The following is a 22,623-nucleotide window of genomic DNA, read 5'->3' on the forward strand; positions in this document are numbered from 1 at the left end:
TCACCGATCAGAAGCTCGGCAGCAGGTCGGCAGAAACCAGTTCGCTCAGGCAGTTGGAAGCCAGCAGCGCGATGGCGGCCTCGATGTCAGGGGCGAAGAAACGGTCTTTTTCGTAGAACGGTACTTTGCCGCGCAGGGTGGTGCGGGCGATTTCCAGTTTTTCCGAGGTCTTCAGACCGTTGCGCAGGTCCAGACCCTGACATGCAGCCAGCCATTCTACAGCCAGCACGCCCCGAGTGTTTTCTGCCATTTCCCAGAGACGCTTGCCAGCGGCCGGGGCCATGGAAACGTGGTCTTCCTGGTTGGCCGAAGTCGGCAGGCTGTCGACGCTGTGCGGATGGGACAGGGCCTTGTTCTCGCTGGCCAGTGCGGCAGCCGTTACCTGAGCGATCATGAAACCTGAGTTCACCCCGCCATTGGCCACCAGAAACGGCGGCAATTGCGACATGTGCTTGTCCATCATCAACGAGATGCGACGCTCGCTCAGCGAGCCGATTTCGGCAATGGCCAGCGCGATGTTATCGGCGGCCATGGCCACAGGCTCGGCGTGGAAGTTACCGCCGGAGATCACTTCGCCCTCGGCCGCGAACACCAGCGGGTTGTCGGAGACGGCGTTGGACTCGACCGACAGCACTTCGGCGGCCTGACGCAGTTGGGTCAGGCAGGCGCCCATCACTTGTGGCTGGCAACGCAGCGAGTAGGGGTCCTGGACCTTGTCGCAGTCGCGGTGCGATTCGGAAACCTGGCTGGCGTCGCCGAGCAGGTCGCGATAGGCCGCAGCCGAGTCGATCTGACCGCGTTGACCGCGGGCAGCATGAATGCGTGCGTCGAAGGGCGCGCGCGAACCCAGCACCGCTTCGACCGTCAGCGCGCCGCAAGCCACGGCACCGGCAAACAGGTCTTCGGCTTCGAACAGGCCACGCAGCGCATAGGCGGTCGATACCTGGGTGCCGTTGAGCAGCGCCAGACCTTCCTTGGCTGCCAGTGTCAGTGGTTTGAGACCGGCGAGCGCCAGTGCTTCCACCGCGTTCAGCCACTGGCCGTTGTAGCGCGCCTTGCCTTCGCCCAGCAGCACCAGCGACATGTGCGCCAGCGGTGCCAGGTCGCCTGATGCGCCGACCGAACCCTTGAGCGGGATATGCGGATAGACCTGGGCGTTGATCAGGGCGATCAGCGCATCGATGACCTGACGCCGAATGCCGGAGAAGCCACGGCTCAGGCTGTTGACCTTGAGCACCATGATCAGGCGTACCAGTTCGTCGCTGATCGGCTGGCCGACGCCGGCTGCATGGGACAGCACCAGCGAGCGCTGCAGGTTTTCCAGGTCCGCGCTGGCGATGCGGGTCGAGGCCAGCAGGCCAAACCCGGTGTTGATGCCGTAGGCGGTGCGGTTTTCGGCCAGGATCTGTTCGACGCAGGCCACGCTGTCTTCGATCTGCCGGTCGGCGCTGGCGTCCAGGGTCAGGGTTACGGGCTGCTGATAGATCGCGCGCAATTGCGCCAGGGTCAACTGGCCGGGGATCAGGTTCAGCGGGGTCGCCTTTTGGGTGTCGGTCACGATGCTGCTACTCCTTCGTCGATATGGGTCACCTGCTCAGAACCGGCTCCTGCCTGTCCCGCGCTCGTGGCGCTTGGGCTGTGACTGTTGCTGTTGTGGGCTGACGCGTAGTCGCGGCAGCGCTGGAATACGGTTTCCAATGACTCTTCGTTCTTGAGCAACGTCACGCTGCTGGCGATATCCGGCGCCAGCCAGCGGTCTTCGTCATAGGCAGGGACGCGCTCGCGCAGCAGGCGCCAGGCGGCTTCGGTGCCAACGCCGAAGCGCGGGCCCTTGAAAAATTCGAACGCCTGGGCGGCCAGCAGGTACTCGATGGCGAGGATCTGTGTGACGTTTTCCAGCACCTTGTGCAGCTTCAGGGCGGCACTGGTGCCCATGCTCAGATGATCCTCCTGCAGGCCTGAGGTCACGTAGTTGTCGATGACCGCCGGTTGCGCCAACTGGCGGTTTTCCGCGCACAGGGAAGCGGCGACGTACTGCACGATCATCATCCCCGAGTTGACCCCTGGCTGGCTGACCAGAAACGCCGGCAGGCCGCTGACCGTAGGGTTGATCAGACGATCCAGACGGCGCTCGGCGATGGAGCCCAGTTCGGCCATGGCAATCGCCAGGAGATCGGCCGCCATCGCCACGGACTGCCCGTGCGGGTTAGCCTGGGACACCACGCGGTAAGCCTGGGGCGTGCCCAGCAGCAAAGGGTTGTCGGTGGCCGAGTTCAGCTCGGTCTCGATCTGCCGCGTGGCGTGGGCGAGCTGGTCGCGGGTGGCCCCGTGGACTTGCGGAATGGAGCGAATGCTCAAGGCATCCTGGGTGCGAATGCCCTGACTGTTGGCCAGGACTTCACTGCCTGCCAGCAAACCACGCAGGTTCTTGCCCACCTGCTGCATGCCGGGATGCGGCTTGAGCGCGATGATGGTTTCGTCGAAAGCGTCCAGCTGACCGCGCAGGCCTTCGAAGGTCATGGCGCTGATCACATCGGCCCACTGCATCAGGCGGTTGACGTCGGCAATGGCCAGGCAACCGAGGCCAGTCATGCACGGCGTTCCATTGACCAGGCACAGACCGTCCTTGGCGCCCAGTTCAACGGGCGACAGACCCTCTTCGCTGAGCGCCTGCAACGCCGAAATCACCTGGCCGCGATAGCTGACCTGACCCACGCCCAGCAGGGCGACGCCGATGTGCGCCATGTGAGTCAGGTAGCCGACCGAACCCTGGGACGGCACCTGCGGCGTGATGCGCCGGTTGAGCAACGCCAGCAACGCTTCGACCACCTGGCGATGGATGCCCGAGTGGCCCTGGCTGTAATTGATGATCGCGGCGCAGATGATCGCTCGGGTCTGTTCGTCGGGCAGTGCCGGACCCACTCCACAGGCATGGCTGAGCAAGGTGTTGCGCGACAGCCGGCTCAGTTGTTCGCCTTGCAGCGACACGTTGCACAGGGCGCCCAGGCCGGTGTTCACGCCATAGGCGCGCTCGCCGCTGCTGACGATGCTCTGCACGATGGCCTGGGCATTGTCGATGCGCTGCCATGCGCTGGCGGACAGGGCCAGGCTCGCACCGTGACGCGCCACGGCGGTAATGTCCTGCCAGGTAACCCGGGCATCGCCGATGATGATCTGTTCTGCTCGCGACATGACTGCAGCCGTCCTTTAAAGGGTCGCCACACGCCGCTGGACGAAACGATCAACGTATTCGTCGGCGGGCGAGTAGAGGATTTCTTTCGGTGTGCCGACCTGAATCAACCGGCCATCCTTGAGGATGGCGATGCGGTTGCCGATACGTAAGGCTTCATCGAGGTCGTGGGTGATGAAAACGATGGTTTTCTTCAGCGCCGATTGCAGCTCCAGCAGTTGATCCTGCATTTCGGCGCGGATCAGCGGGTCGAGGGCGCTGAAGGCTTCGTCCATGAGGATGATGTCGGTGTCGGCCGCCAGGGCGCGGGCCAGACCTACACGCTGGCGCATGCCGCCGGACAGCTGATGCGGATACTTTTTCTCGTAGCCCTTGAGGCCCACCGTGGTGATCCAGTGCTGGGCACGTTCGGCGCATTGCGCCTTGCTCTCGCCGCGGATGGTCAAGCCATAGGCCACGTTGTCGATCACGGTCTTGTGCGGCAGCAGGCCGAAGCTCTGGAACACCATGCTGATCTTGTGCCGACGGAAGTTGCGCAGCGCTTCCATGTCGTAGGTCAGGATGTTTTCGCCATCGACCAGAATCTCGCCGCTGGTGGGATCGATCAGGCGATTGAGATGGCGCACCAGGGTCGACTTGCCGGAGCCCGACAGGCCCATGATCACGAAGATTTCGCCAGCGGCGATGGACAGCGACAGATCGTTCACGCCGACCACGCAGCCGGTCTGCGCGAGGACCTGATCCTTGCTCTGGTTCTGTTTGACCATGGCCAGGGCATCCCTGGCGCGGCTGCCGAAGATCTTGTACACGTTCTTGACGACGATCTTGTCGGCGATGGTTTGCGCTTCGACGCTCATCATTTGTTCGCCTCATGCCGTGGGCGGCCGTAAGCCTGGGTAATGCGGTCGATCACGACTGCCAGGATGACAATGGCCAGGCCTGCTTCCAGGCCACGACCGACGTTGAGGGTCTGGATACCCACCAGCACGTCTTCACCCAGGCCACGGGCGCCGATCATCGAGGCGATCACCACCATCGACAGGGCCATCATGGTGGTCTGGTTGATCCCGGCCATGATGCTTGGCAGCGCCAGCGGCAGTTGCACGCCGAACAGTTGCTGCCACGGATTGGCACCAAAGGCGTTGATCGCTTCCATCACCTCGCCGTCCACCTGACGGATACCCAGGTCGGTCAGACGGATCAGCGGCGGCGCGGCGTAGATCACCGTGGCGAAGATCGCCGGCACCTTGCCCAGGCCGAACAGCATCAGGACCGGGATCAGGTACACGAAGCTGGGCATGGTCTGCATGATGTCCAGCAACGGCATCAGCACTGAACGCAGGCGATTGCTGCGCGCCGAGAGGATGCCCAGCGGGATGCCGATCAGCACCGAAATGAACGTCGCCACCAGCATCAACGCCAGCGTCTGCATCAGCTTGTCCCACAACCCGACCGCGCCTACCAGAAACAGCAGGCCGACGATGATGGCGGTGGTGGTGAGCTTACGCGTCGCATGCCAGGCGATAAGCCCGACGATCGCCAGCAATACCCACCACGGCGCAACGCGCAGCAGGCCTTCGAGTTTGACGATGGCCCACAGCAGGGTGTCGGAAATGTGCCGGAACACATCGCCATAGTTGGTGACCAGTTTGTCGACCCAGTCGTTGACCCAGTCGGCGATGGAGAACGTGAAGCTTTCGGGGAACATAGGGTTGTCTCGATCCGTGAAGTGTTCGCTCCTCAACAGAGCGCTGTCAGTCAGAGTGAAGCATCTACCTGCTTGGCGGCATCTTCGCTTGCCTGCAGGTGCCAGACCGCAGGATGTGCCTTGGACAAGGTCTTCGCCAGTGGCATCCAGCCAATGGGAGCAGCGCCTGAGCGCTGCGTCCCGCTTCACTGCAGATTTAACAGATCTGCATCACAGAGGGTCAGTTCACTATCGCTTGCGCCGGCACGGGCTGACGGCTTGCCAGAGGCGCGTGCTGCTCGGACGGCAGAATCAGGCGGTCGGCAATCCTGCCCGGCCACCTTTTTGCCGCCAGGTAATACAGCGCGGCAGGCACCACTAGGCCGATGATCCACGAGATATCGGTGTCATCCAGGCTTGCGACCAGAGGTCCGGTGTAGAAATGGGTGGAAATGAACGGCATCTGAATCAGCACGCCGATCACGTAAATGCTGATCCCGACCCAGTTCCAGCGGCCATAACGACCGTCCGGATCGGACAGTGCCGGGATGTCGTAGCGCTCTTTGGTGATGCAGTAGAAGTCCACCAGGTTAATCGCGCTCCACGGGGTGAAGAATGCCAGCAGGAACAGGATGAACGCCGAGAAGTCCTTGAGGAATGAATCCTTGCCCAGCAAGGCCAGCAGGGTAGCGGTGCCGACCATGGCGAAGATGTAGGTCAGACGCAGGGCGCTGGAAATGTGCCGACTGCCGCGAAAGCCGCTGATGATGGTGGCAATCGACATGAAGCTGCCGTAGGCGTTGAGCGTGGTGACGGTGACCTTGCCGAAGGCGATGCTGAAATACAGCAATGCGGCGACGATGCCGGTGCCACCCAGGCTGACGATGAATGACACTTCGTGATGAGCGAATTGCTTGCCCGCCAACGCTGCGGCGAATACCCCGAAGACCATCGACACTTGCGCGCCAATCACCGCGCCCAGGCCCACCGCCCAGAACGTCTTGCTCGCCGAGGTGCTGCGCGGCAGATAGCGCGAGTAGTCCGCCACGTAGGGGCCGAACGCGATCTGCCAGGACGCCGACAGGGAAATCGCCAGCAGGAAACTGCTCAGCGAGAAGTGCTTGTTGCCCAGCAGCGCGCCGACATCGTTACCCGCCAGCAGCGCGCCGAACAAGTAGACGAAGGCAATCACGCCGATGAGGCTGGCGATCCGGCCGATCATGTGGATGACCCGGTAGCCGAAGATGGTCAGGACCACGATGGCAGCGGCGAAGATCACGATGCCTTGCCAGTCCGGTACCTGAATCAGCTGTGCGACGGCTTGCCCCGCGAGCAACGAGCCGCTGGCGGAAAAGCCGATGTACATCAGGCACACCAGCACCAGCGGGATCACGGCCCCGTAGACGCCAAACTGCACCCGACTGGAAATCATCTGTGGCAGGCCCAGTTTCGGACCTTGTGCGGCATGCAGCGCCATGACGCCACCGCCGAGCAATTGACCGACGAGCAAGCCGATCAGCGACCAGAACACGTCGCCACCCAGGACCACGGCCAGGGCACCGGTGACGATTGCAGTGATCTGCAGGTTGGCACCCAGCCAGAGGGTGAATTGACTGAACAGACTGCCATGTCTTTCCGCGTCAGGGATGTAATCGATCGAACGCCTTTCGACCACGGATGGAGTTGCAACACGATCATCTGGAACAGCCATTACGAACAATCCCCTAAAGCGAATGGTGATACGCATGCTTGCCCCTGTAGGCGTGAGCTTGCTCGCGATTGCGATGTGTCAGCCACCTACAACGGTGAATGCGCCGATGGCATCGCGAGCAAGCTCACTCCTACAGGAGGATCAGCGTTGTATTGCTAGTTTTTTTCAGACCGCGCTTTATCGATCATCGGCAGGTTCAGGCCCTGCTCTTTGGCGCAGTCGATGGCGATCTGGTAGCCAGCATCGGCATGACGCATGACGCCAGTGCCCGGGTCGTTGTGCAGAACCCGGGCGATACGCTCTGCAGCCTCGTCGGTGCCGTCACAGACGATGACCATGCCCGAGTGCTGCGAGAAGCCCATGCCCACGCCGCCGCCGTGGTGCAGCGATACCCAGGTCGCGCCGCTGGCGGTGTTCAGCAGGGCGTTGAGCAGCGGCCAGTCGGACACCGCGTCGGAGCCATCCTGCATCGATTCGGTTTCACGGTTGGGGCTGGCTACCGAACCGGAGTCCAGGTGGTCGCGACCGATCACCACCGGTGCCGACAGCTCGCCGCTGCGCACCATTTCGTTGAACGCCAGGCCCAGCTTGGCGCGCTGACCCAGGCCTACCCAGCAGATACGTGCCGGCAGCCCCTGGAAGCTGATGCGCTCGCGGGCCATGTCCAGCCAGTTGTGCAGGTGAGCGTCGTCGGGGATCAGTTCCTTGACCTTGGCGTCGGTCTTGTAGATGTCCTCAGGGTTGCCCGACAGCGCCGCCCAGCGGAACGGGCCGATGCCACGGCAGAACAGCGGACGGATGTAGGCCGGTACGAAGCCTGGAAAGTCGAACGCGTTGCTGACGCCTTCATCCTTGGCCATCTGGCGGATGTTGTTGCCGTAGTCGAAGGTCGGGATGCCTTGTTTCTGGAACGCCAGCATGGCTTGAACATGCTCGGCCATCGACTGCTTGGCGGCCTTGACCACAGCGGCAGGGTCGGTGGCGGCGCGGTCGCGGTACTGCTCCCAGGTCCAGCCTTTTGGCAGGTAGCCATTGAGCGGGTCGTGGGCGCTGGTCTGGTCGGTGACCATGTCCGGGCGTACGCCACGGCGAACCAGTTCCGGGAGGATTTCAGCCGCATTGCCCAGCAGTGCGATGGAGATCGTCTTGCCTTCGGCGGTGTATTTGGCGATGCGTGCGAGCGCGTCGTCCAGGTCAGTGGCCTGCTCGTCGACGTAACGGCTTTTCAGGCGGAAATCGATGCGGCTCTGCTGGCACTCGATGTTCAGCGAGCATGCGCCGGCCAGGGTCGCGGCCAGTGGTTGTGCGCCACCCATGCCGCCCAGGCCTGCGGTCAGTACCCAACGGCCCTTGAGGCTGCCGTCGTAGTGCTGGCGACCGGCTTCGACGAAGGTTTCGTAGGTGCCCTGGACGATGCCCTGGCTGCCGATGTAGATCCAGCTGCCGGCGGTCATCTGGCCGTACATGGCCAGGCCCTTGGCGTCCAGTTCGTTGAAGTGTTCCCAGCTGGCCCAGTGCGGCACCAGGTTGGAGTTGGCGATCAGCACGCGCGGCGCGTTGCTGTGAGTCTTGAACACGCCGACCGGCTTGCCGGATTGCACCAGCAGGGTCTCGTCGTCATTCAGGTTGGTCAGGCTTTCGACGATCTTGTCGTAGCATTCCCAGTTGCGAGCCGCACGGCCAATACCGCCGTAGACCACCAGTTCGTTAGGGTTCTCGGCGACTTCCGGGTCCAGGTTGTTCATCAACATCCGCAACGGGGCTTCGGTCAACCAGCTCTTGGCGGTCAGTTGAGTGCCGCGGGCAGCGCGGATTTCCACGTCGCGGCGTTTGGTCCATTGCTGGGCTGGGGTTTTGTTGTCAGTAGTCACGTAACAATCCTCGGTGATCAATCCGGCCCAGGCACTTGGGCTGACGGTGCCTGCGTCGAACAGGCGGAATATGGGTTTGGCAGATCAGGCGCCGGTTCTATGAGCCGAAGCGGGGCGCTGAATGTACTCTTGCATACTCATATTTACTTGTACATACAAGCATATGCAACCAAGGGGCCAACTCGTCGATTGGTCACTGCAAAAGATCGCCAGCCCACGAATAACCGGGCGTGCATCGATTTCTCCACCCCAATGCCCCAGTGCGGCTAACGTTACGCAGATGGCGAAATTGTTACTTTTGGGTGCGCGCGCCCCACGACAGGGCAATCGGTAACAGAAAGTTGAATTGTTTGACGGCGGTGTCCGGCATCTACTACGCCTCTGTAGCAGTCCAGCCCTGCTGGCGGCGGCGATACCCTCTGCGCCACCGCCAGCAAGCCGGGCTGCTACAGGCTGACTCGATAAATATTTCACCGAAGATGTAACCAGGGCGGGCGATGGAGCGAACTACTGATCACGCTGCGCACAATGCGGCGCTACGCAACCGGGAGCTGCACCTGCAATCGCTGTTTCTGGCGGGGCAGGACGGCGACGCGCAGGCGTATCGAGCCTTGCTTTCGGAGCTGAGCAGCCATTTGCGCGGGTATTTGAGAGGGCGACTGCAACGCCAGCCGGGTGAAATCGAAGATGTCCTTCAGGAAGTGCTGCTGGCGATTCATAACGCCCGCCACACCTACCGCGCCGATCAGCCTTTCACCGCCTGGGTGTTTGCCATTGCTCGCTATAAACTCACTGACTTCTTTCGCGCCCGGTCGCGCGGCGATGTGTTCAATGATTCGCTTGATGACACCGCCGAGCTGTTCGCCGAGCCTGCGCTGGAGCCGGCCCAGGCCAGTCGCGATCTGGGCAAGCTGATGAACGAGCTGCCTGATCGCCAGCGCTTGCCCATCCTCCACGTCAAGCTTGAAGGTTTATCGGTGACTGAAACAGCGAAGATGACCGGGCTGTCCGAATCAGCGGTCAAGATTGGCGTGCATCGCGGCCTCAAGGCGCTGGCGGCACGCATACGAGGTACACGATGAAAACCGATGACCTGATCTCCATGCTCGCCGGCGATGTCGCTGCGGTGGATCGTGGCCTGCTTGCCAAGCGTTTCAGTCTGGCGGTGGCCATGGCTGCGCTGGGTTCCCTGCTGCTGGTGCTGGTGATTTTCGGCGCGCGGCCGGACCTTGCGTTCGTGGCCAGAACGCCGTTGTTCTGGGGCAAGGTTGCGCTGCCGTTGTGTCTGGCGGCGGGTTCGCTGTGGATGGTCATGCGCCTGGCGCGTCCCGGCATGAGCGCAGGGGCAGGCGGCTTGCTGGTGAGTCTTGCGGTGCTGGGCGTGTGGCTGGGGGGGCTGTACGCGCTGGCTCAAGCGGCGCCCGACACGCGGCTGGCGATGATTTTCGGCAAGACGTGGAAGGTCTGTGCGATCAATATCGTGCTGCTGGCGATTCCCGGCTTCATCTCGATCTTCTGGGCGCTGCGCAGCATGGCGCCAACCCGTCTGCGTGCGGCCGGCGCTTGCGGGGGGTTGCTCGCAGGTTCTCTGGCGACCATTGCCTATTGCCTGCATTGTCCTGAGATGGAGGTCCCGTTCTGGGGCGTCTGGTACCTGCTGGGGATACTGCTGTCGACCGTTATCGGCGGGCTGCTCGGGCCCCGGCTGTTGCGCTGGTAAGGCTTTTGCGTGCGGCCGGACGCGAGGGCGCCACTTGGTGCCTATCGAGCAGAGGCACGCTCACACAATCCGCTACATCACCTTCGCCACCCGCCCGATGAACTGCACCGCGCCGCCTGGCTTGCTGGCGATCGGCCCGGTGGCGTTCTCCAGGGTCAGCTCAAACACCTGGTTCGCCTTCAACGGCAGCAGGGCATTGAACCGCGCCTTGAGCACTTCGTAGGGCCTGACCCTGCCCAACGACACCAGCCCCCGGGAGTCGTCGGTCTCTGTCCAGAGTTGCAGTGTCTTGTCGTCCGGCACCTTGGGCATGCCAAGGGCGATCAGCTGGATTTCTCGCGAATCGCTGATCTGAATCACCCAGCCGGGCGTCTTGTCTTCAGGGCTTGAGAGTACCGCCAGCCAGGACGGCGTGCTGGTGGGCGTAACCTGAGTCAGCAGTTGCGTGCCGAGCAGTACGGTGGCAACCAGACCCACAGCGGCGAGCCGGCGCCAAAGGCTCAGACTGCTCCATCGGCGAGACTTCTTGCTCCTGGCGCGTGATCCATCGGCAGAGCCACCGGGCTGGCGGCCCAGCAGACTCCTCAGTCGCGCACCTGGCGCTTGCGGCTCGGCAACATCAGGCAGCGGTAACAGGCGGGCCTGCCAACTCTGGATCGCCCGACGCAACGCCGGGTCATGATCCATGCGCTCGAGCACCTCTGCCCGTCGCTCAGGAGAAAGCGTGCCGAGCACGTATTCGCCCGCCAGTATCTGTACGTCATGTTCAGGTGTTGTGTCGGATTTTTCGCTCATCTGTGCATCCCCGGAGCGCGGAAAGGCTGCGCTTGATCCGGGCTGTCACTGGTCTGAATGGCGACCCGGCTTTTTGTGCGATTCGCCGTTGAGAATAGCTGCCCGCACCGCGATGAAGACCTGGATGCGACGCACGGCGAACGCCGGTAATACACTCGGACGATCGCCAGAGGTCTGCCGTTGCCGCGATCGAATCAGTGGTGCGCCAGTCTGCTGCGCAGTAACAATACCCCGGCAATCGCCGCCAGAATCGAGCCCATCAGCACGCCCACTTTTACCTCATCGATCAGGTGCGCCGCGCCAGGGAAGGCCAGGTTGCCGATAAACAGGCTCATGGTGAAGCCAATGCCGCAGAGCAGCGCCACGCCGTAGAGCTGGGCCCAGTTGCTGCCTTGCGGCAAGGTGGCCAGACCCGAGCGAATGGCCAGCACCGCAGCGAGGAATACGCCGATCTGCTTGCCGATGAACAGCCCCAGCGCGACGCCCAGCGGTATCGGGTCCAGCAGATTGCCCAGAGTGATCCCGGTCAGCGACACGCCGGCGTTGGCAAAGCCGAACACTGGCACCACGGCAAACGCTACCCAGTAGTGCATCTTCTCTTCGAGGAGCAACAGCGGCGAGCGGTGTTCTTCCTGACGGGTGCCCAGCGGAATGCACAAGGCCAACGCGACACCTGCGAGTGTCGCGTGCACGCCCGACTGCAAGACGAAGAACCACAGCAGCAGGCCCAGCAGCAGATAGGGCAGCAGACGCCGCACGCCCATGCGATTCATGATGATCAACACCGCCAGGGTCGCAAAGGAGGCGCCGAGCATCGGCAGGTTCAGCCCGGTGCTGTAGAACAGCGCGATGATGGTGACCGCGCCCAGATCATCGAGAATCGCCAGCGCAGCCAGAAACACTTTCAGCGAGGTTGGCACCCGTTTACCCAGCAATGACAGCACGCCCAGCGCGAAGGCGATGTCGGTGGCCGCCGGAATCGCCCAGCCGCTCAGGGTTTGCGGGTTGCCCATGTTGATGCCGACGTAGATCAGTGCCGGTACCAGCATCCCGCCCGCTGCAGCGAAACCGGGCAGGGCACGCTGGCCCCAACTGGCAAGCCCGCCGGCAAGCACTTCCCGTTTGATCTCCAGTCCGACCATCAGAAAGAAGATCGCCATCAAGCCGTCGTTGATCCACAACTCGATCGACAGCCCACCCCAGACACTGTGCAGTGCGGCGAAGTAGGACGAAGCCATGGGCGAGTTTGCGACGATGATGGCCGCCAGCGCCGCGCCCATCAGCACGATGCCGCCAGCGGACTCCGACGCAAGGAAGCTTGCGAGGATGGCGAGGGCGCGTGGGGTTTCTTTCTGATTGTCGACGTTGGTCATGCGCGTCCTTGTGTGCGGCGAGATGATTGGCTTGCGGGCAAAGGCCGTGGGAGCCGGGATGCAGCGAATGGTGGGTCAGGCGACATCCTCGTGTCTGGCCTGACGCCTTCGCCAGCAAGCCGGCTGCCGCAGGTTGAAGGCAGTGGCTGTCAAGTTGCGCTCAATTCAATCACACAACACCGGCTCGCACGCGGCGCGTACAGCACCACTTCCAGCAATGAGCCCTGCGGGTTGTCCAGTTGCAGGCAGTCATGGCGTTCCAGCAGCAGCGGTGGATGCTCGCCCAGGTTGGCCGCCATCTGTTCGGCGGCGCTGAACACCACAAACACATCGGCGCAGCTGAAGAAGCGTTGCGGTTGCAGCACGTCGAGCCATTGCAGACGCGCTTTATAGCGGCTTGGCGAGTAGATCAGGTTGAAATCGCGGATTGGTCCGTCCAGCAAAGTGCAGGACACCTCGCTGTCGCCACTGAAGGCAAACGGATCGGACACCAACAACGGCTCGCTGTCCTTGCCGTCGATGTTCAGCGTCATGCCTGCGCCTTGCAGCACCGTGATGATGCGCAGATAACCGGCAAACACTGAAAAATCGCCGGACTGTTCTATATCGGCAATCGACAGGCGCCAGCCGAAACCGTCCAGACCGGCGCCTGCATCGCGAGTGATTTCCTCGGTGCTGCCGCCACCATTTTTCCATGGCATGCGCGGGTAGTCAGCGGCACGTAGAACAGTCAGTCGGGTCATTTGCTGAAGCGTCCTTCCAGGCGATGGCGAGAACCGGGGTGAATCAGGCGGGCGGCGGTCACCGGCTGACGCCCGGACCAGGTGCGACGGCGCACCAGCAGGCACGGCTCGCCTTTTTCGATCTGTAGCAGCTTGCACTCGTCAGGCTCGGCCAGAATCGCTTCGACCACGTGCTCGCCTTCGGTCAGCGGCGCGACCTGATTGAGATAAGCGTAGGGGGTTTGTTTGGTGAAGTCCTGCTGCAAGTAGTCCGGTGCGACCAACGCATTGACGAAGCGGTCTTCGATCTGCACCGGGATACCGTTCTCGAAATGCACGATCAAGGAGTGGAACACCCGCTGGCCTTCACGCATGTCCAGCGCCAACGCGCGCTCGGAGCCGGCCGCTTCCTCGCAGAGAATGATCACCTGGCAGGTGTGTACGTGACCGCGCGAGGCGATTTCGTCGGCGATGTTATGCACCTCGAACAACGCGGATTGGGTCTTGGGTTCAGCGACGAAAGTGCCGACGCCCTGCATGCGCACCAGCATGCCCTCTGCGGTCATTTCCCGCAGGGCGCGGTTGATGGTCATGCGGCTGAAACCCAGCTGAGTCACCAGTTCGCTTTCGGACGGCACGCGGTGATGCGGCGGCCAGGTCCCGTTTTGAATCTGTTGGGTGATCATTTGCTTCACCCGGGCGTACAGCGGCGCCGGACTGTCACCCATCTGGGCGGCCAACGGCGAGATGGCAGGCGGAGTCGGCACAGAGAAATCCTTGTTATGGCATAAAAGTCAGAAGGCTAATGGCGTTATAGCCGGTGCTCACGCTAACCATTAACTCGATGAACGACAAGCTTGCCGCAGTTTACCGGGCAGGCAAACGTCTGTATATGTATAGACAATTTCACGTGAGGGGTGCGAAGCAATGTCCGTTTTCTTTGCCGAACGAGCGTTATTGCCAGGCGGGTGGGCCAATAACGTACGTTTCGAGGTCAGCGCCGATGGCCTGTTGACCCATGTTCAGGCCGACGCTGATCGAGAGGGCGCTGAACTGATCAATGGCCCGGTGTTGCCTGGCATGCCCAATCTGCACTCCCACGCGTTTCAGCGGGCGATGGCCGGTCTGGCGGAAGTGGCGGGCAATCCCAATGACAGTTTCTGGACCTGGCGCGACCTGATGTACCGCCTCGTGGGACAGATCAGCCCGCAACAACTGGGGGTCATTGCCCGTCAGCTGTATATCGAGATGCTCAAGGGTGGTTTTACCTCGGTGGCGGAATTTCATTACGTGCATCAGGACACCACCGGCAAGCCCTACGCCAACCCGGACGAGCTGGCACTGCAGGTCAGTCAGGCGGCCGCTTCGGTCGGTATCGGCATGACCCTGCTGCCTGTGCTGTACAGCCACGCAGGGTTTGGCGGGCTGGCGCCCAACGAAGGCCAGCGCAGGTTCATCAATAGCACCGAAAGCTATCTGGCACTGCAATCGCGCCTGCAACCGATCATTGGTGCGCAGCCGGCTCAAGCCCTGGGCCTGTGTTTCCATTCCCTGCGTGCGGTGACGCCGCAACAGATCAGTGACGTCCTGGCCGCCAGCGACCGTCAATGCCCCGTGCACATCCACATCGCCGAGCAGCAAAAGGAAGTCGATGACTGCCTGAGCTGGAGCGCACGTCGGCCGTTGCAGTGGTTGTACGAAAACGTCGAGGTCGATCAACGTTGGTGTCTGGTGCACGCTACCCACGCCCAGGCCGATGAAGTGGCGTTGATGGCGCAAAGTCGCGCCGTGGCCGGATTGTGCCTGACCACTGAAGCGAACCTGGGCGACGGGATTTTTCCGGCGGTGGACTACATCGCCCAGGGCGGGCGCTGGGGGATCGGCTCGGACAGCCATGTGTCGTTGAGTGTCGTCGAAGAGCTGCGTTGGCTGGAATACGGTCAGCGTCTTCGCGATCAGCGGCGCAATCGCCTGTATCGGCCGGACCAGCCGATGGTCGGGCGTACCTTGTATGACGCAGCGCTGGCCGGTGGTGCGCAGGCGATGGGCCAGGCGATTGGCGCGCTGGAGGTTGGCAAGCGCGCCGACTGGCTGGTGCTCGATGGCAACGATCCGTACCTTGCAACCGCTTCGGGTGACGCCATTCTCAATCGCTGGCTGTTTGCCGGTGGCGATCGCCAGGTGCGTGAGGTGATGGTCAACGGTCGTTGGGTCATTCGCGATGGCCGGCATGCCGATGAAGAGCAAAGCAGCCGTGCGTTTGCCCAGGTGTTGCGGGAGTTGTTGGGGTAGGTAGCCTCAACGCAGACCCGTACCCTGTAACAGTGGGCTCGCTCGCGATTGCGGTAGGTCTGGCAGTTTTAAGGTGTTTGACAGACCGCCATCGCGAGCAAGCTCACTCCTACCGTAAAGCTGCGCTAGTCAGCCACCTTGGCGATCGTCGAATCATCCGCCCGCCAGATCAGCTTGGTGGTGTCATACCCCTGCTGCTGCGCCTTGCTCAGCAGTTCGTTGCGCACCGACTCCGACACGTGAGCGGTACGCGACAGCAGCCACAGGTATTTGCGATTGGGGTTGCCCACCACCGCCAGCTTGTAGTCGTCGCTGACGTAGAGCACCCAGTAGTTGCCCTTGGCGACGCCTGGCAGCAGACGCGAGAACCAGTTGTCGAACACTACCCACAGTTTGTCGGTCTTGCCTTGTACCTGTGGCGAGGCACTGCCGGTGGCTTGTTCCCACTTACCTTCAAGGGTCCGACAGCGGTTGGTCACCGCGATGTTGCCATCATCCTTGAGGCTGTAATGGGCCTCGGACTGCGCGCAGTTACGTTGGAAGAACATCGGCATGCGCGCCAGTTCGTACCATGTGCCCTGATAGCGCTTGAGGTCGACATTGTCGGCAGTTCTGGGGGCCATGGATTCTCCTTGCGGGGTCACTGCGCAGGCGCTCAGCCATATCGCGGCCAGTGCCGCCGCGCCGAGGCGCATCACACGGTTGATATTCATTTGAGCCCCTGACCGGAATACAGCACGACTTTGTCAGCGGCATACTGAACGCTGATGAACGCCTTCTTGTCGCCCCAGGTGCAGCTCGACATCCCCAGTGCTCCCGAGCATTCGGTCGGGCTGCCGAGCAGTTGTTCGACCTCGACCTTGGACATCCCTGCCGAGAGTTTCGAGTAATTTTCCTGGTTGACCTTGCTGCAGGCCGCCAGCAGTACGCAAAAGGTCAACAACGCAATAGAGCGCAAAGACATGGGTGGAGCTCCTGAATCGAAGGGGGGCAACGTCGCAGCGCCAAGACGCTGGGACGATAGCGCAAGCTTAGAAGAGAAAAGGCAGGGTCTGGTTCCGTGCCAACAATGAGAGCAAGTAGGTGACTTGCTAAAACCTCGACCCATGCTCCTTCAAGAACTCCAGTTCTTGCTCGGTAGACGCCCGGCCCAATACCTCGTTGCGATGCGCAAAACGCCCGAAGCGCTCGATCACCAGACGATGCTTTTTTGCGTAATCCAGGGTCTGGGTGAAGTACTCGCGGTCTGTGGCGGGGAGCAGTGGCAGCAGCGCAGTGAAGCGGCTGATGGCTTCGTCCTGGGCGTGCAGGTTTTCGGTGTGTTCCAGCACCAGATAGATAAAGGTGCGTTGCAGCGGGGTCAGCGCCAGGTCGCGCTCAAGCTTGAGGCCATGACTGACCAGCGCCTGGGCGCGTTGGTCGCCGGAATAAGCCTTGGGCGTATCGCGGAATATCATGCGTGGCAGTTGATCGAGCAACAGCACCAACGCCAGCCAGCCTTGCGGGGTTTCGGCCCACTGCGACAGGCCGCCCTTGAGCGCAAGGTCCACCAGGCCACCGAAGCGGTGGAGCGCGTCGGTGTCCTGGGATTTCTTCTTGCCGAACCAGAGCCGGTTTTTCTCCCTGGCGATGTCGCCGGGGGACTCGGCAGAACCGAACCACCAAGCGAGCAACGGCAGCCAGGGCTCCCTCACGCTGTTACGCCTTGTGGTACGAGGTAGCGCGTTCCACTTCTTCTTTCGAACCCAGGAACACCGCCACTCGCTGGTGCAGGCCTTCAGGCTGGATGTCGAGGATACGCTGGTGGCCGTTGGTGGAGGCACCGCCGGCCTGCTCGACCAGGAACGACATCGGGTTGGCTTCGTACATCAGGCGCAGCTTGCCCGGCTTGGAAGGTTCGCGAGAGTCGCGTGGGTACATGAACAGACCGCCACGGGTCAGGATGCGGTGCACGTCGGCCACCATCGCGGCAACCCAGCGCATGTTGTAGTTCTTTTTCAGCGGGCCTTCTTCGCCGGCCAGCAATTCGTCAACGTAGCGTTGTACCGGGGCTTCCCAGTGACGCTGGTTGGACATGTTGACCGCGAACTCCTGAGTGGACTCCGGAATCTTGATGTCTTCGTGGGTCAGCACGAAGCTGCCCATTTCACGATCCAGGGTGAAGCCCTTGACGCCATCGCCCAAGGTCAGCACCAACATGGTCTGCGGGCCATAGATGGCATAGCCGGCGGCTACCTGCTCGGTGCCTGGCTGCAGGAAGGCCTTTTCATTCAGCGCTTCGTTCTGGCTCAGGTATTCGTTCGGGCAACGCAGCACCGAGAAGATCGTGCCGACCGGCGCGTTGATATCGATGTTGGACGAGCCGTCCAGCGGATCGAATACCAGCAGGTAGGCACCCTTGGGGTATTTGCCCGGGATCTGGTAGGCGTTGTCCATTTCTTCGGACGCCATGCCGGCCAGGTGGCCGCCCCATTCGTTGGCTTCGAGCAGGATTTCGTTGGAAATCACGTCCAGCTTCTTCTGCACTTCACCTTGAACGTTTTCAGTACCCATGCTGCCCAGGACACCGCCCAGGGCGCCTTTGGATACCGCGTGGCTGATTTCCTTGCACGCACGCGCCACCACTTCGATAAGGAAGCGCAGATCGGCAGGAGTGTTGTTGCTGCGGGTCTGCTCAATCAGATAGCGACTCAGGGTAACGCGGGACATGGATAGCTCCGAAGATGGGGAATAAAAACGCGAACAGTTTAACGCGTGTAAGGACTTAATACTGCCTGTCAGACCGGCTCGGTAGTGATTGAGTTCACGGGCTACATGAGCGTAGACGCTGCATCGCAACAAGTTGGGGTAGATCGTTGGCGTTTTGTCAGTGCAGGATCGGTTCAGCGCTGATGATTGCGCTTTTTTTTATTTACCGCGAGAGGCCCGCAAGGTGCCAATCGCCATCCAGCCCAGAAAAATCACCCCCAACACCAGGACCGACCATAGCCCGATGCGTTTCCAGTCCGGCCCGGGAGCCGCGGCAATGGCGGGCGTCGCGGGCACCAGCGGCGCTGTCGTCAGTGCTGCACTGCCCAGCGTTGTCAGTTTTTCCGCGGTCGCCCCTGGCACCAGCGTAGCCAGTGGCAGGTTGGCGCCCTTGATCGTCGCGTTGCCGATAGCCAGGCTGTACGGTGGCGCGCCACGGCCCAGAAACACCAGCTGCGTCGCCCGTACGGCGAAGCTCAGCTTCGGCGCATCCTTGCCCAGGCCGCCGCCTCGCTCGTCGACCTCAAGCTTGAGTTGTTGCACGACATCGCCGGGCAACTCCATTTCATCTTGCACCACGTCCTGGCCATTTTGCGTCAGGCGATAAAGCAGACCGCTATCGATCAACCGCCATGGGGCGCTGGCGTCGCGACGGCCGTACAACGTGCCGGGCGCCAGGCTGTTGGGCTGAGTAATGTCGACCCTCATGCGCTCAAGCGGCAGGGCGACAGGCAGTTGCCAGACATACACACCGGGTTTCTCCACTTGGCCGGCAATCGCCGGCGACCAGCTCAACGGCAGCACACCCGGTCGGCTACTGAGCAGTTGTGCAGAGGTCAGGGTCGGTGCCGATTGCGGCATATTCCACAGCAGCCGCAGATAGCGCGCGCTGCGCCCCGCAAGCGTGACGACGCGCTGCTCTACCAGTTCATCGGCAAACGACAACCGCGCTACCTGACCTTCACCCCAGCGTTTCCAGTGCTGCAGATCATCGCTGGCCTCGATGCTGAAACGCTGGAAGCCTTCACGTTCGGTGCTCCAGTCGAGAATCAGCTGATCCAGCGGCGCATTGATCGCGCTGGTGTCCAGCAACCAGCCACGCAGGATCTCCTCACCGGCCTCGATTTCGCCCTGCGGCTGAACCTCGACAAGCGTGCCGTTGGCTGTGCGCTCGACGCGGATTTTCGGCTCGGCATCCCGGGCGTCGTCGCGGTTGTAGAGCGGGAACCACTTCACCGAGACCGGGCTCTGGTCTTCTTCGCGCTGTGGCTGACCGAGGCTCAAGGCATAAGGCTGGGCCTGGCCATCGGCGTTGAACACGCGCACATCGTTGAGGTTGCTCTGGCGCGCGTTCAGCTGCAGCGCCAGCGGCAACTCAAGGCGATACCAGGGGCCTTCGCCGCTGACGGTCAGCGGGATGTGGCTGGCGAAGTCATCCGGCAAATCCTCAGCCTGAGCCCAGAGGGCTGCGCACAATAGAGCGCCGAACACGGCGGCTCTCACGATGAACTGACGGCTCAACAACTGACTCCTGTTGTTCATTGCGGTGCCGAATCCGTGGGCGCAGCGTCGGTGGGTAGCTGACTGCGTGTAGCTTTTTTCGGCGGTAATGGTGCGAAATATCCCACTACGAGCAGCAGAATGCCAACGCCGATAAACGAAACGATCCGCTCCAGCCCGCCTCGATTACTCAGTTCGACGAGGAACAACTTGGCGACCACGACACCGATCAATACCGCGCCGACGATCCACACCTCACGCCGTGCGCGCAGATGGCCACCAATCATCAGCGCCAGCGCCATCAGGGTCCAGACGATCGACAGGCCCGCTTGTACCCGCATCGATTCGAACAGCGCATCGGTGTGCCAGGCCACGCCGGCCCAATGATGAGCGCTGCGCAGGACCATGGCGGTGACCAGGGCAAACAGTGAGGCGCCTGCAATCACCAGCGCAGCTTTGCGCGCATGATCAAGGCTGACGCCCAACTGCGGCAGTTGCTGACGGGTCCAGCTGAAAATACCCGCCAGGGTGATCAGCAAACCCAGCTCCAGAGGGTTGAGCAGCGGGATGTAGGGCAGCGGGTCGGCGGCGCCATCACTGAACCCGTTGGCGAGCCAGAACCACGCCAGCATCAGCATTGCCAGCGGCGCGGCTGCCCAGACGCGGTATTCGCGGATGTAGGCGCCGATCGGCCATGGCCACTTGCGTTGCGCTGTCATCGCCAACAGATAAAGGCTTGGCAGCAGCGCCCAGCCCAACCAGCGCCAGGCATTGTAGGACTCTGACAACACCAGCAAGCCGTAGCGCAGTTCAAGTGACAACACGCTGATAATCAGCCAGCATCCGATCACGTGAGCCGCGCTGCGCAGGCGTGGCAGCAGCAAGGCATCCAGCCGTTTGAGCGACAGCAGGTGCGCCGCAAACACCGCAAGCCAGCCCAGCCAGCCCCAGTCGGCGGCCGGGTGGTAATACGGATTGAACAGCATCAGCCCCAGCAACACGAAACTGGCAGGCGTCAGCAGGCTGCACAACTGCGCCAGCCCGGACCAGTTCAGGCGCAACGCGGCGACGGTCCAAAGGCCGACGCTGATGGCACCCAGCAGCAACAGCGTCGGCACTTCGCGGCCGCCCTCGACGTAATGGGTGCTCACGCACAGCGCGACCGACCACCACAATGCCCCCCAGAGCAATAGCGATGGCTGCAGCAATCGCTGACTCAATGCCAGGCGCAACGTGCCAATGCGCTCGACGGTAAATGCGCTGATCAATCCGGCCAGGGAGATGATCAGTGGCGTCCAGAAGTCGGCGTGATTGAACATCGGCCCGTACCAGCGCCCAACCACTGCCAGGAATGCGACGCCGGCGCCCAGCTGCAACAGCAAGCCGAAGACCCGCGCCAGCAAGCGATTCTGGCGTAGGCCAAGCCAGAACACCGCTGCGCCTTCGACCGCCCAGGCGACCGTGGTCCACTGTGCGCTGAGCCCCAAGGGGATCGCCAGGGTGGCGAACACCACGCCCAGTGACAGACAGGTTTCCACCAGCAGCAAGCCCCGGCCGGGCGCGCGTCCGGCAAGGAATCGGGCGATCCCCATATAAAGGAGGCCCAGCACCAATGCACTGAGCGCCGCGCCAAATTCAACGTGCCGGATGATCGCGTACTGCAGGCCGAATCCGGCAATCGGCGTACCGAACAGCAGGCTGCCATCGACGTAGTGACTTTGCCGTGCAGACCAACGCAGCATCGCTTCGCGGCTGTCATCCTCAGGCCCTGTGCCGTGTTCCTGCAATTTGCGCCGGGCGAACAGCAAACCGATCGCCAGGTACATCAGAAAGAACAGGACGAGGAAGGGTTCAGTGCTCCAGAACACCTCTGGGGTGTAGGACTTCAGGCCCCACGCACAGCCGATGCCGAAAGTTGCGACGAAGCCGATCAGATTCAGTGGGCGCCAGGCCTTGAACCAGGCGATGGAAAGAATACCGGCGTTGAGCAGGGCGAAATACCCGAACAGCGCGACGTGGCTGCCTTCCCCGGATGAGGTCAACAGCGGCGCGGCGAAGCCTCCCAGCGCTGCGACGCAGGCCAGTGCCAAGGAATTCTGGGTCAATGCCAGGATGGCCGAGCACAGGGTCACGGCGACCAACAGAGCGAAGGCCATGCCGGGGGCCAGCAGCGTATGGACCTTCATCGCGGCGAAGACGGTCAGGTACAACACAGCTATTCCCGTGCCTTGCAGCATCAGGGCGAAGGATTCGTTGCGATGCCGCAGCCACCAGCCCAGTCCCAGCAGTGCCACGGCGGCCAGGGCGACCCCGGCATAACGCGCCTCGATCGGCACCACCATGCCTTCGGTGGCGTAGCGCAGCAGAAATGCCAGGCCGAGAAACAACAGCACCACACCCACTCTAAGCACGGTATTGCCGCCCAGCAGCCATTCTCTGGCGCGCAACAGGGTGCTGTCGAACAGGTTGGGCTCGGCGGATGCGGACGTTTGGGCAACGGGACGAGCCTGGGTGGTATCAGGTGGTCGGCGCCATTGCGAGTCGCTGGCAGCCTCTGTCTGAGTGTCGCTCAGGGATTCCGGGGAATCGAGGTCTGGCAGGTCCCAGAGCAATTCCGGACCGTTGTCGGCAATGGGTTGAATATCAAGCGGGGCAGGGGCAGCGCTGTCGGCAGGTAAATCCGGCATCTGCAAAGCGGCCGAGTCCAACCGGTTCAGGCGTTGTTCGAGGGTCTGCAGATCCAGCCTGGTTTTTGCCAGCTCGGCCTTTTGCCCGGCCGCTTCGCGCGCCACCGACGACAAGCGCAGGCTCAAGCCCGCGGCGAGCCCGATCACCGCACCCACGGCGCCGCCCATCAGCGACTCGTCGAGCAGCGCACCGATGAACAGGCCAGCCAGCAAAAGAATCCATTGCACGCGACGACATCCCTTTTCGGCCGGTGACCGGCGATGGACAGGAGTATATCGGGCGTGAGGGAAGAGGAAACAAATTGTGTCGTGAAGCAGTTCCCGATC

At 62.1% G+C, this 22,623-nt stretch carries 19 protein-coding genes; 3 read left to right on the forward strand and 16 right to left on the reverse strand.

Annotated elements, in window-relative coordinates; translation table 11 throughout:
• Positions 1-7 precede the first annotated feature (7 nt).
• The 6 genes from hutH (ACI2KS_RS15440) to hutU all read right to left on the reverse strand — a co-directional run bounded on the left by hutH (ACI2KS_RS15440) (position 8) and on the right by hutU (position 8,459).
• Positions 8-1,558: a histidine ammonia-lyase gene (gene hutH / locus ACI2KS_RS15440; RefSeq protein WP_404621680.1), complete on the reverse strand. Its 1,551-nt coding sequence runs from the start codon at positions 1,556-1,558 to the stop codon at positions 8-10.
• Positions 1,555-3,192, reverse strand: coding sequence for a histidine ammonia-lyase (gene hutH, locus ACI2KS_RS15445; RefSeq protein WP_404621682.1), 1,638 nt, complete (start codon positions 3,190-3,192; stop codon positions 1,555-1,557). The genes hutH (ACI2KS_RS15440) and hutH (ACI2KS_RS15445) overlap by 4 nt, the downstream gene beginning before the upstream one ends.
• Before the next feature lie 15 nt (positions 3,193-3,207).
• Positions 3,208-4,047 (reverse strand): glycine betaine/L-proline ABC transporter ATP-binding protein, encoded by an 840-nt coding sequence (locus tag ACI2KS_RS15450; protein WP_404622176.1) that lies wholly within the window; start codon positions 4,045-4,047, stop codon positions 3,208-3,210.
• Positions 4,047-4,898 (reverse strand): ABC transporter permease, encoded by an 852-nt coding sequence (locus ACI2KS_RS15455; protein ID WP_404621684.1) that lies wholly within the window; start codon positions 4,896-4,898, stop codon positions 4,047-4,049. Before ACI2KS_RS15455 ends, ACI2KS_RS15450 begins: the two co-directional genes overlap by 1 nt.
• Before the next feature lie 220 nt (positions 4,899-5,118).
• Positions 5,119-6,588 carry a purine-cytosine permease family protein gene (locus ACI2KS_RS15460; protein ID WP_404621686.1) on the reverse strand — a complete coding sequence of 490 codons (1,470 nt, stop codon included), beginning with the start codon at positions 6,586-6,588 and terminating at the stop codon, positions 5,119-5,121.
• 155 nt (positions 6,589-6,743) lie between these two features.
• Complete coding sequence (hutU, locus tag ACI2KS_RS15465) at positions 6,744-8,459, reverse strand: urocanate hydratase (protein ID WP_404621687.1); 1,716 nt, start codon at positions 8,457-8,459, stop codon at positions 6,744-6,746.
• 497 nt (positions 8,460-8,956) lie between these two features.
• Here hutU and ACI2KS_RS15470 point away from each other — a divergent pair, with 497 nt between their 5' ends.
• Together ACI2KS_RS15470 and ACI2KS_RS15475 are read left to right on the forward strand one after the other, a co-directional pair.
• On the forward strand, positions 8,957-9,541 hold the full coding sequence (locus ACI2KS_RS15470; RefSeq protein ID WP_404621689.1) for a sigma-70 family RNA polymerase sigma factor: 585 nt from the start codon (positions 8,957-8,959) through the stop codon (positions 9,539-9,541).
• Positions 9,538-10,179 carry a DUF1109 domain-containing protein gene (locus ACI2KS_RS15475; RefSeq protein WP_404621691.1) on the forward strand — a complete coding sequence of 214 codons (642 nt, stop codon included), beginning with the start codon at positions 9,538-9,540 and terminating at the stop codon, positions 10,177-10,179. Before ACI2KS_RS15470 ends, ACI2KS_RS15475 begins: the two co-directional genes overlap by 4 nt.
• 72 nt (positions 10,180-10,251) lie before the next feature.
• On the opposite strand, the gene ACI2KS_RS15480 is transcribed toward ACI2KS_RS15475, so the two are convergent.
• From ACI2KS_RS15480 to hutC, 4 genes are all read right to left on the reverse strand, one after another.
• Positions 10,252-10,974, reverse strand: coding sequence for an anti-sigma factor domain-containing protein (locus ACI2KS_RS15480; protein WP_404621693.1), 723 nt, complete (start codon positions 10,972-10,974; stop codon positions 10,252-10,254).
• A 194-nt stretch (positions 10,975-11,168) separates the two neighbouring features.
• Positions 11,169-12,347: a Na+/H+ antiporter NhaA gene (gene nhaA / locus ACI2KS_RS15485; protein ID WP_404621695.1), complete on the reverse strand. Its 1,179-nt coding sequence runs from the start codon at positions 12,345-12,347 to the stop codon at positions 11,169-11,171.
• A 149-nt stretch (positions 12,348-12,496) separates the two neighbouring features.
• Positions 12,497-13,090: a HutD family protein gene (locus ACI2KS_RS15490; protein ID WP_404621697.1), complete on the reverse strand. Its 594-nt coding sequence runs from the start codon at positions 13,088-13,090 to the stop codon at positions 12,497-12,499.
• Positions 13,087-13,797, reverse strand: a complete 711-nt coding sequence (hutC, locus tag ACI2KS_RS15495) for a histidine utilization repressor (protein WP_404622177.1) — start codon at positions 13,795-13,797, stop codon at positions 13,087-13,089. The genes ACI2KS_RS15490 and hutC overlap by 4 nt, the downstream gene beginning before the upstream one ends.
• A gap of 199 nt (positions 13,798-13,996) precedes the next feature.
• Here hutC and ACI2KS_RS15500 point away from each other — a divergent pair, with 199 nt between their 5' ends.
• The gene (locus ACI2KS_RS15500) at positions 13,997-15,361 is read left to right on the forward strand and encodes a formimidoylglutamate deiminase (protein WP_404621699.1); all 1,365 of its coding nucleotides are present in this window, start codon (positions 13,997-13,999) and stop codon (positions 15,359-15,361) included.
• Between the two features lie 125 nt (positions 15,362-15,486).
• Here ACI2KS_RS15500 and ACI2KS_RS15505 read toward each other — a convergent pair whose 3' ends face one another.
• The 6 genes from ACI2KS_RS15505 to ACI2KS_RS15530 form a co-directional block, all read right to left on the reverse strand.
• Positions 15,487-15,984: a lipocalin family protein gene (locus ACI2KS_RS15505; protein WP_404622178.1), complete on the reverse strand. Its 498-nt coding sequence runs from the start codon at positions 15,982-15,984 to the stop codon at positions 15,487-15,489.
• An 86-nt stretch (positions 15,985-16,070) separates the two neighbouring features.
• A complete protein-coding gene (gene bamE / locus ACI2KS_RS15510) occupies positions 16,071-16,325 on the reverse strand; it encodes an outer membrane protein assembly factor BamE (RefSeq protein WP_404621701.1) in 255 nt (84 codons plus the stop codon).
• A 127-nt stretch (positions 16,326-16,452) separates the two neighbouring features.
• Positions 16,453-17,055: a DUF924 family protein gene (locus ACI2KS_RS15515; RefSeq protein WP_404621703.1), complete on the reverse strand. Its 603-nt coding sequence runs from the start codon at positions 17,053-17,055 to the stop codon at positions 16,453-16,455.
• A 4-nt stretch (positions 17,056-17,059) separates the two neighbouring features.
• Positions 17,060-18,070: a class 1 fructose-bisphosphatase gene (locus ACI2KS_RS15520; protein ID WP_404621705.1), complete on the reverse strand. Its 1,011-nt coding sequence runs from the start codon at positions 18,068-18,070 to the stop codon at positions 17,060-17,062.
• A 198-nt stretch (positions 18,071-18,268) separates the two neighbouring features.
• Entirely contained in the window at positions 18,269-19,651 is a 1,383-nt protein-coding gene (locus ACI2KS_RS15525) for a DUF3999 domain-containing protein (protein ID WP_404621707.1), read from the reverse strand.
• A complete protein-coding gene (locus tag ACI2KS_RS15530) occupies positions 19,648-22,524 on the reverse strand; it encodes a DUF2339 domain-containing protein (RefSeq protein ID WP_404621709.1) in 2,877 nt (958 codons plus the stop codon). The genes ACI2KS_RS15525 and ACI2KS_RS15530 overlap by 4 nt, the downstream gene beginning before the upstream one ends.
• Between the last annotated feature and the right edge of the window lie 99 nt (positions 22,525-22,623).

This window comes from Pseudomonas sp. NPDC087358 (genome assembly GCF_044900785.1).
In the GTDB taxonomy this organism is placed as follows: domain Bacteria; phylum Pseudomonadota; class Gammaproteobacteria; order Pseudomonadales; family Pseudomonadaceae; genus Aquipseudomonas.

Excerpts from the sequence above, each read along its gene's own strand:
- ACI2KS_RS15520 (WP_404621705.1), bottom strand. The coding sequence starts at position 18,070 with ATGTCCCGCGTTACCCTGAGTCGCTATCTGATTGAGCAGACCCGCAGC.
- hutC (WP_404622177.1), bottom strand. The coding sequence starts at position 13,797 with ATGGGTGACAGTCCGGCGCCGCTGTACGCCCGGGTGAAGCAAATGATC.
- nhaA (WP_404621695.1), bottom strand. The coding sequence starts at position 12,347 with ATGACCAACGTCGACAATCAGAAAGAAACCCCACGCGCCCTCGCCATC.
- bamE (WP_404621701.1), bottom strand. The coding sequence starts at position 16,325 with ATGTCTTTGCGCTCTATTGCGTTGTTGACCTTTTGCGTACTGCTGGCG.
- ACI2KS_RS15450 (WP_404622176.1), bottom strand. The coding sequence starts at position 4,047 with ATGAGCGTCGAAGCGCAAACCATCGCCGACAAGATCGTCGTCAAGAAC.
- ACI2KS_RS15455 (WP_404621684.1), bottom strand. The coding sequence starts at position 4,898 with ATGTTCCCCGAAAGCTTCACGTTCTCCATCGCCGACTGGGTCAACGAC.
- hutH (WP_404621682.1), bottom strand. The coding sequence starts at position 3,192 with ATGTCGCGAGCAGAACAGATCATCATCGGCGATGCCCGGGTTACCTGG.
- ACI2KS_RS15460 (WP_404621686.1), bottom strand. The coding sequence starts at position 6,588 with ATGGCTGTTCCAGATGATCGTGTTGCAACTCCATCCGTGGTCGAAAGG.
- ACI2KS_RS15500 (WP_404621699.1), top strand. The coding sequence starts at position 13,997 with ATGTCCGTTTTCTTTGCCGAACGAGCGTTATTGCCAGGCGGGTGGGCC.
- ACI2KS_RS15475 (WP_404621691.1), top strand. The coding sequence starts at position 9,538 with ATGAAAACCGATGACCTGATCTCCATGCTCGCCGGCGATGTCGCTGCG.
- ACI2KS_RS15470 (WP_404621689.1), top strand. The coding sequence starts at position 8,957 with ATGGAGCGAACTACTGATCACGCTGCGCACAATGCGGCGCTACGCAAC.
- ACI2KS_RS15525 (WP_404621707.1), bottom strand. The coding sequence starts at position 19,651 with ATGAACAACAGGAGTCAGTTGTTGAGCCGTCAGTTCATCGTGAGAGCC.
- ACI2KS_RS15480 (WP_404621693.1), bottom strand. The coding sequence starts at position 10,974 with ATGAGCGAAAAATCCGACACAACACCTGAACATGACGTACAGATACTG.
- ACI2KS_RS15505 (WP_404622178.1), bottom strand. The coding sequence starts at position 15,984 with ATGGCCCCCAGAACTGCCGACAATGTCGACCTCAAGCGCTATCAGGGC.
- ACI2KS_RS15490 (WP_404621697.1), bottom strand. The coding sequence starts at position 13,090 with ATGACCCGACTGACTGTTCTACGTGCCGCTGACTACCCGCGCATGCCA.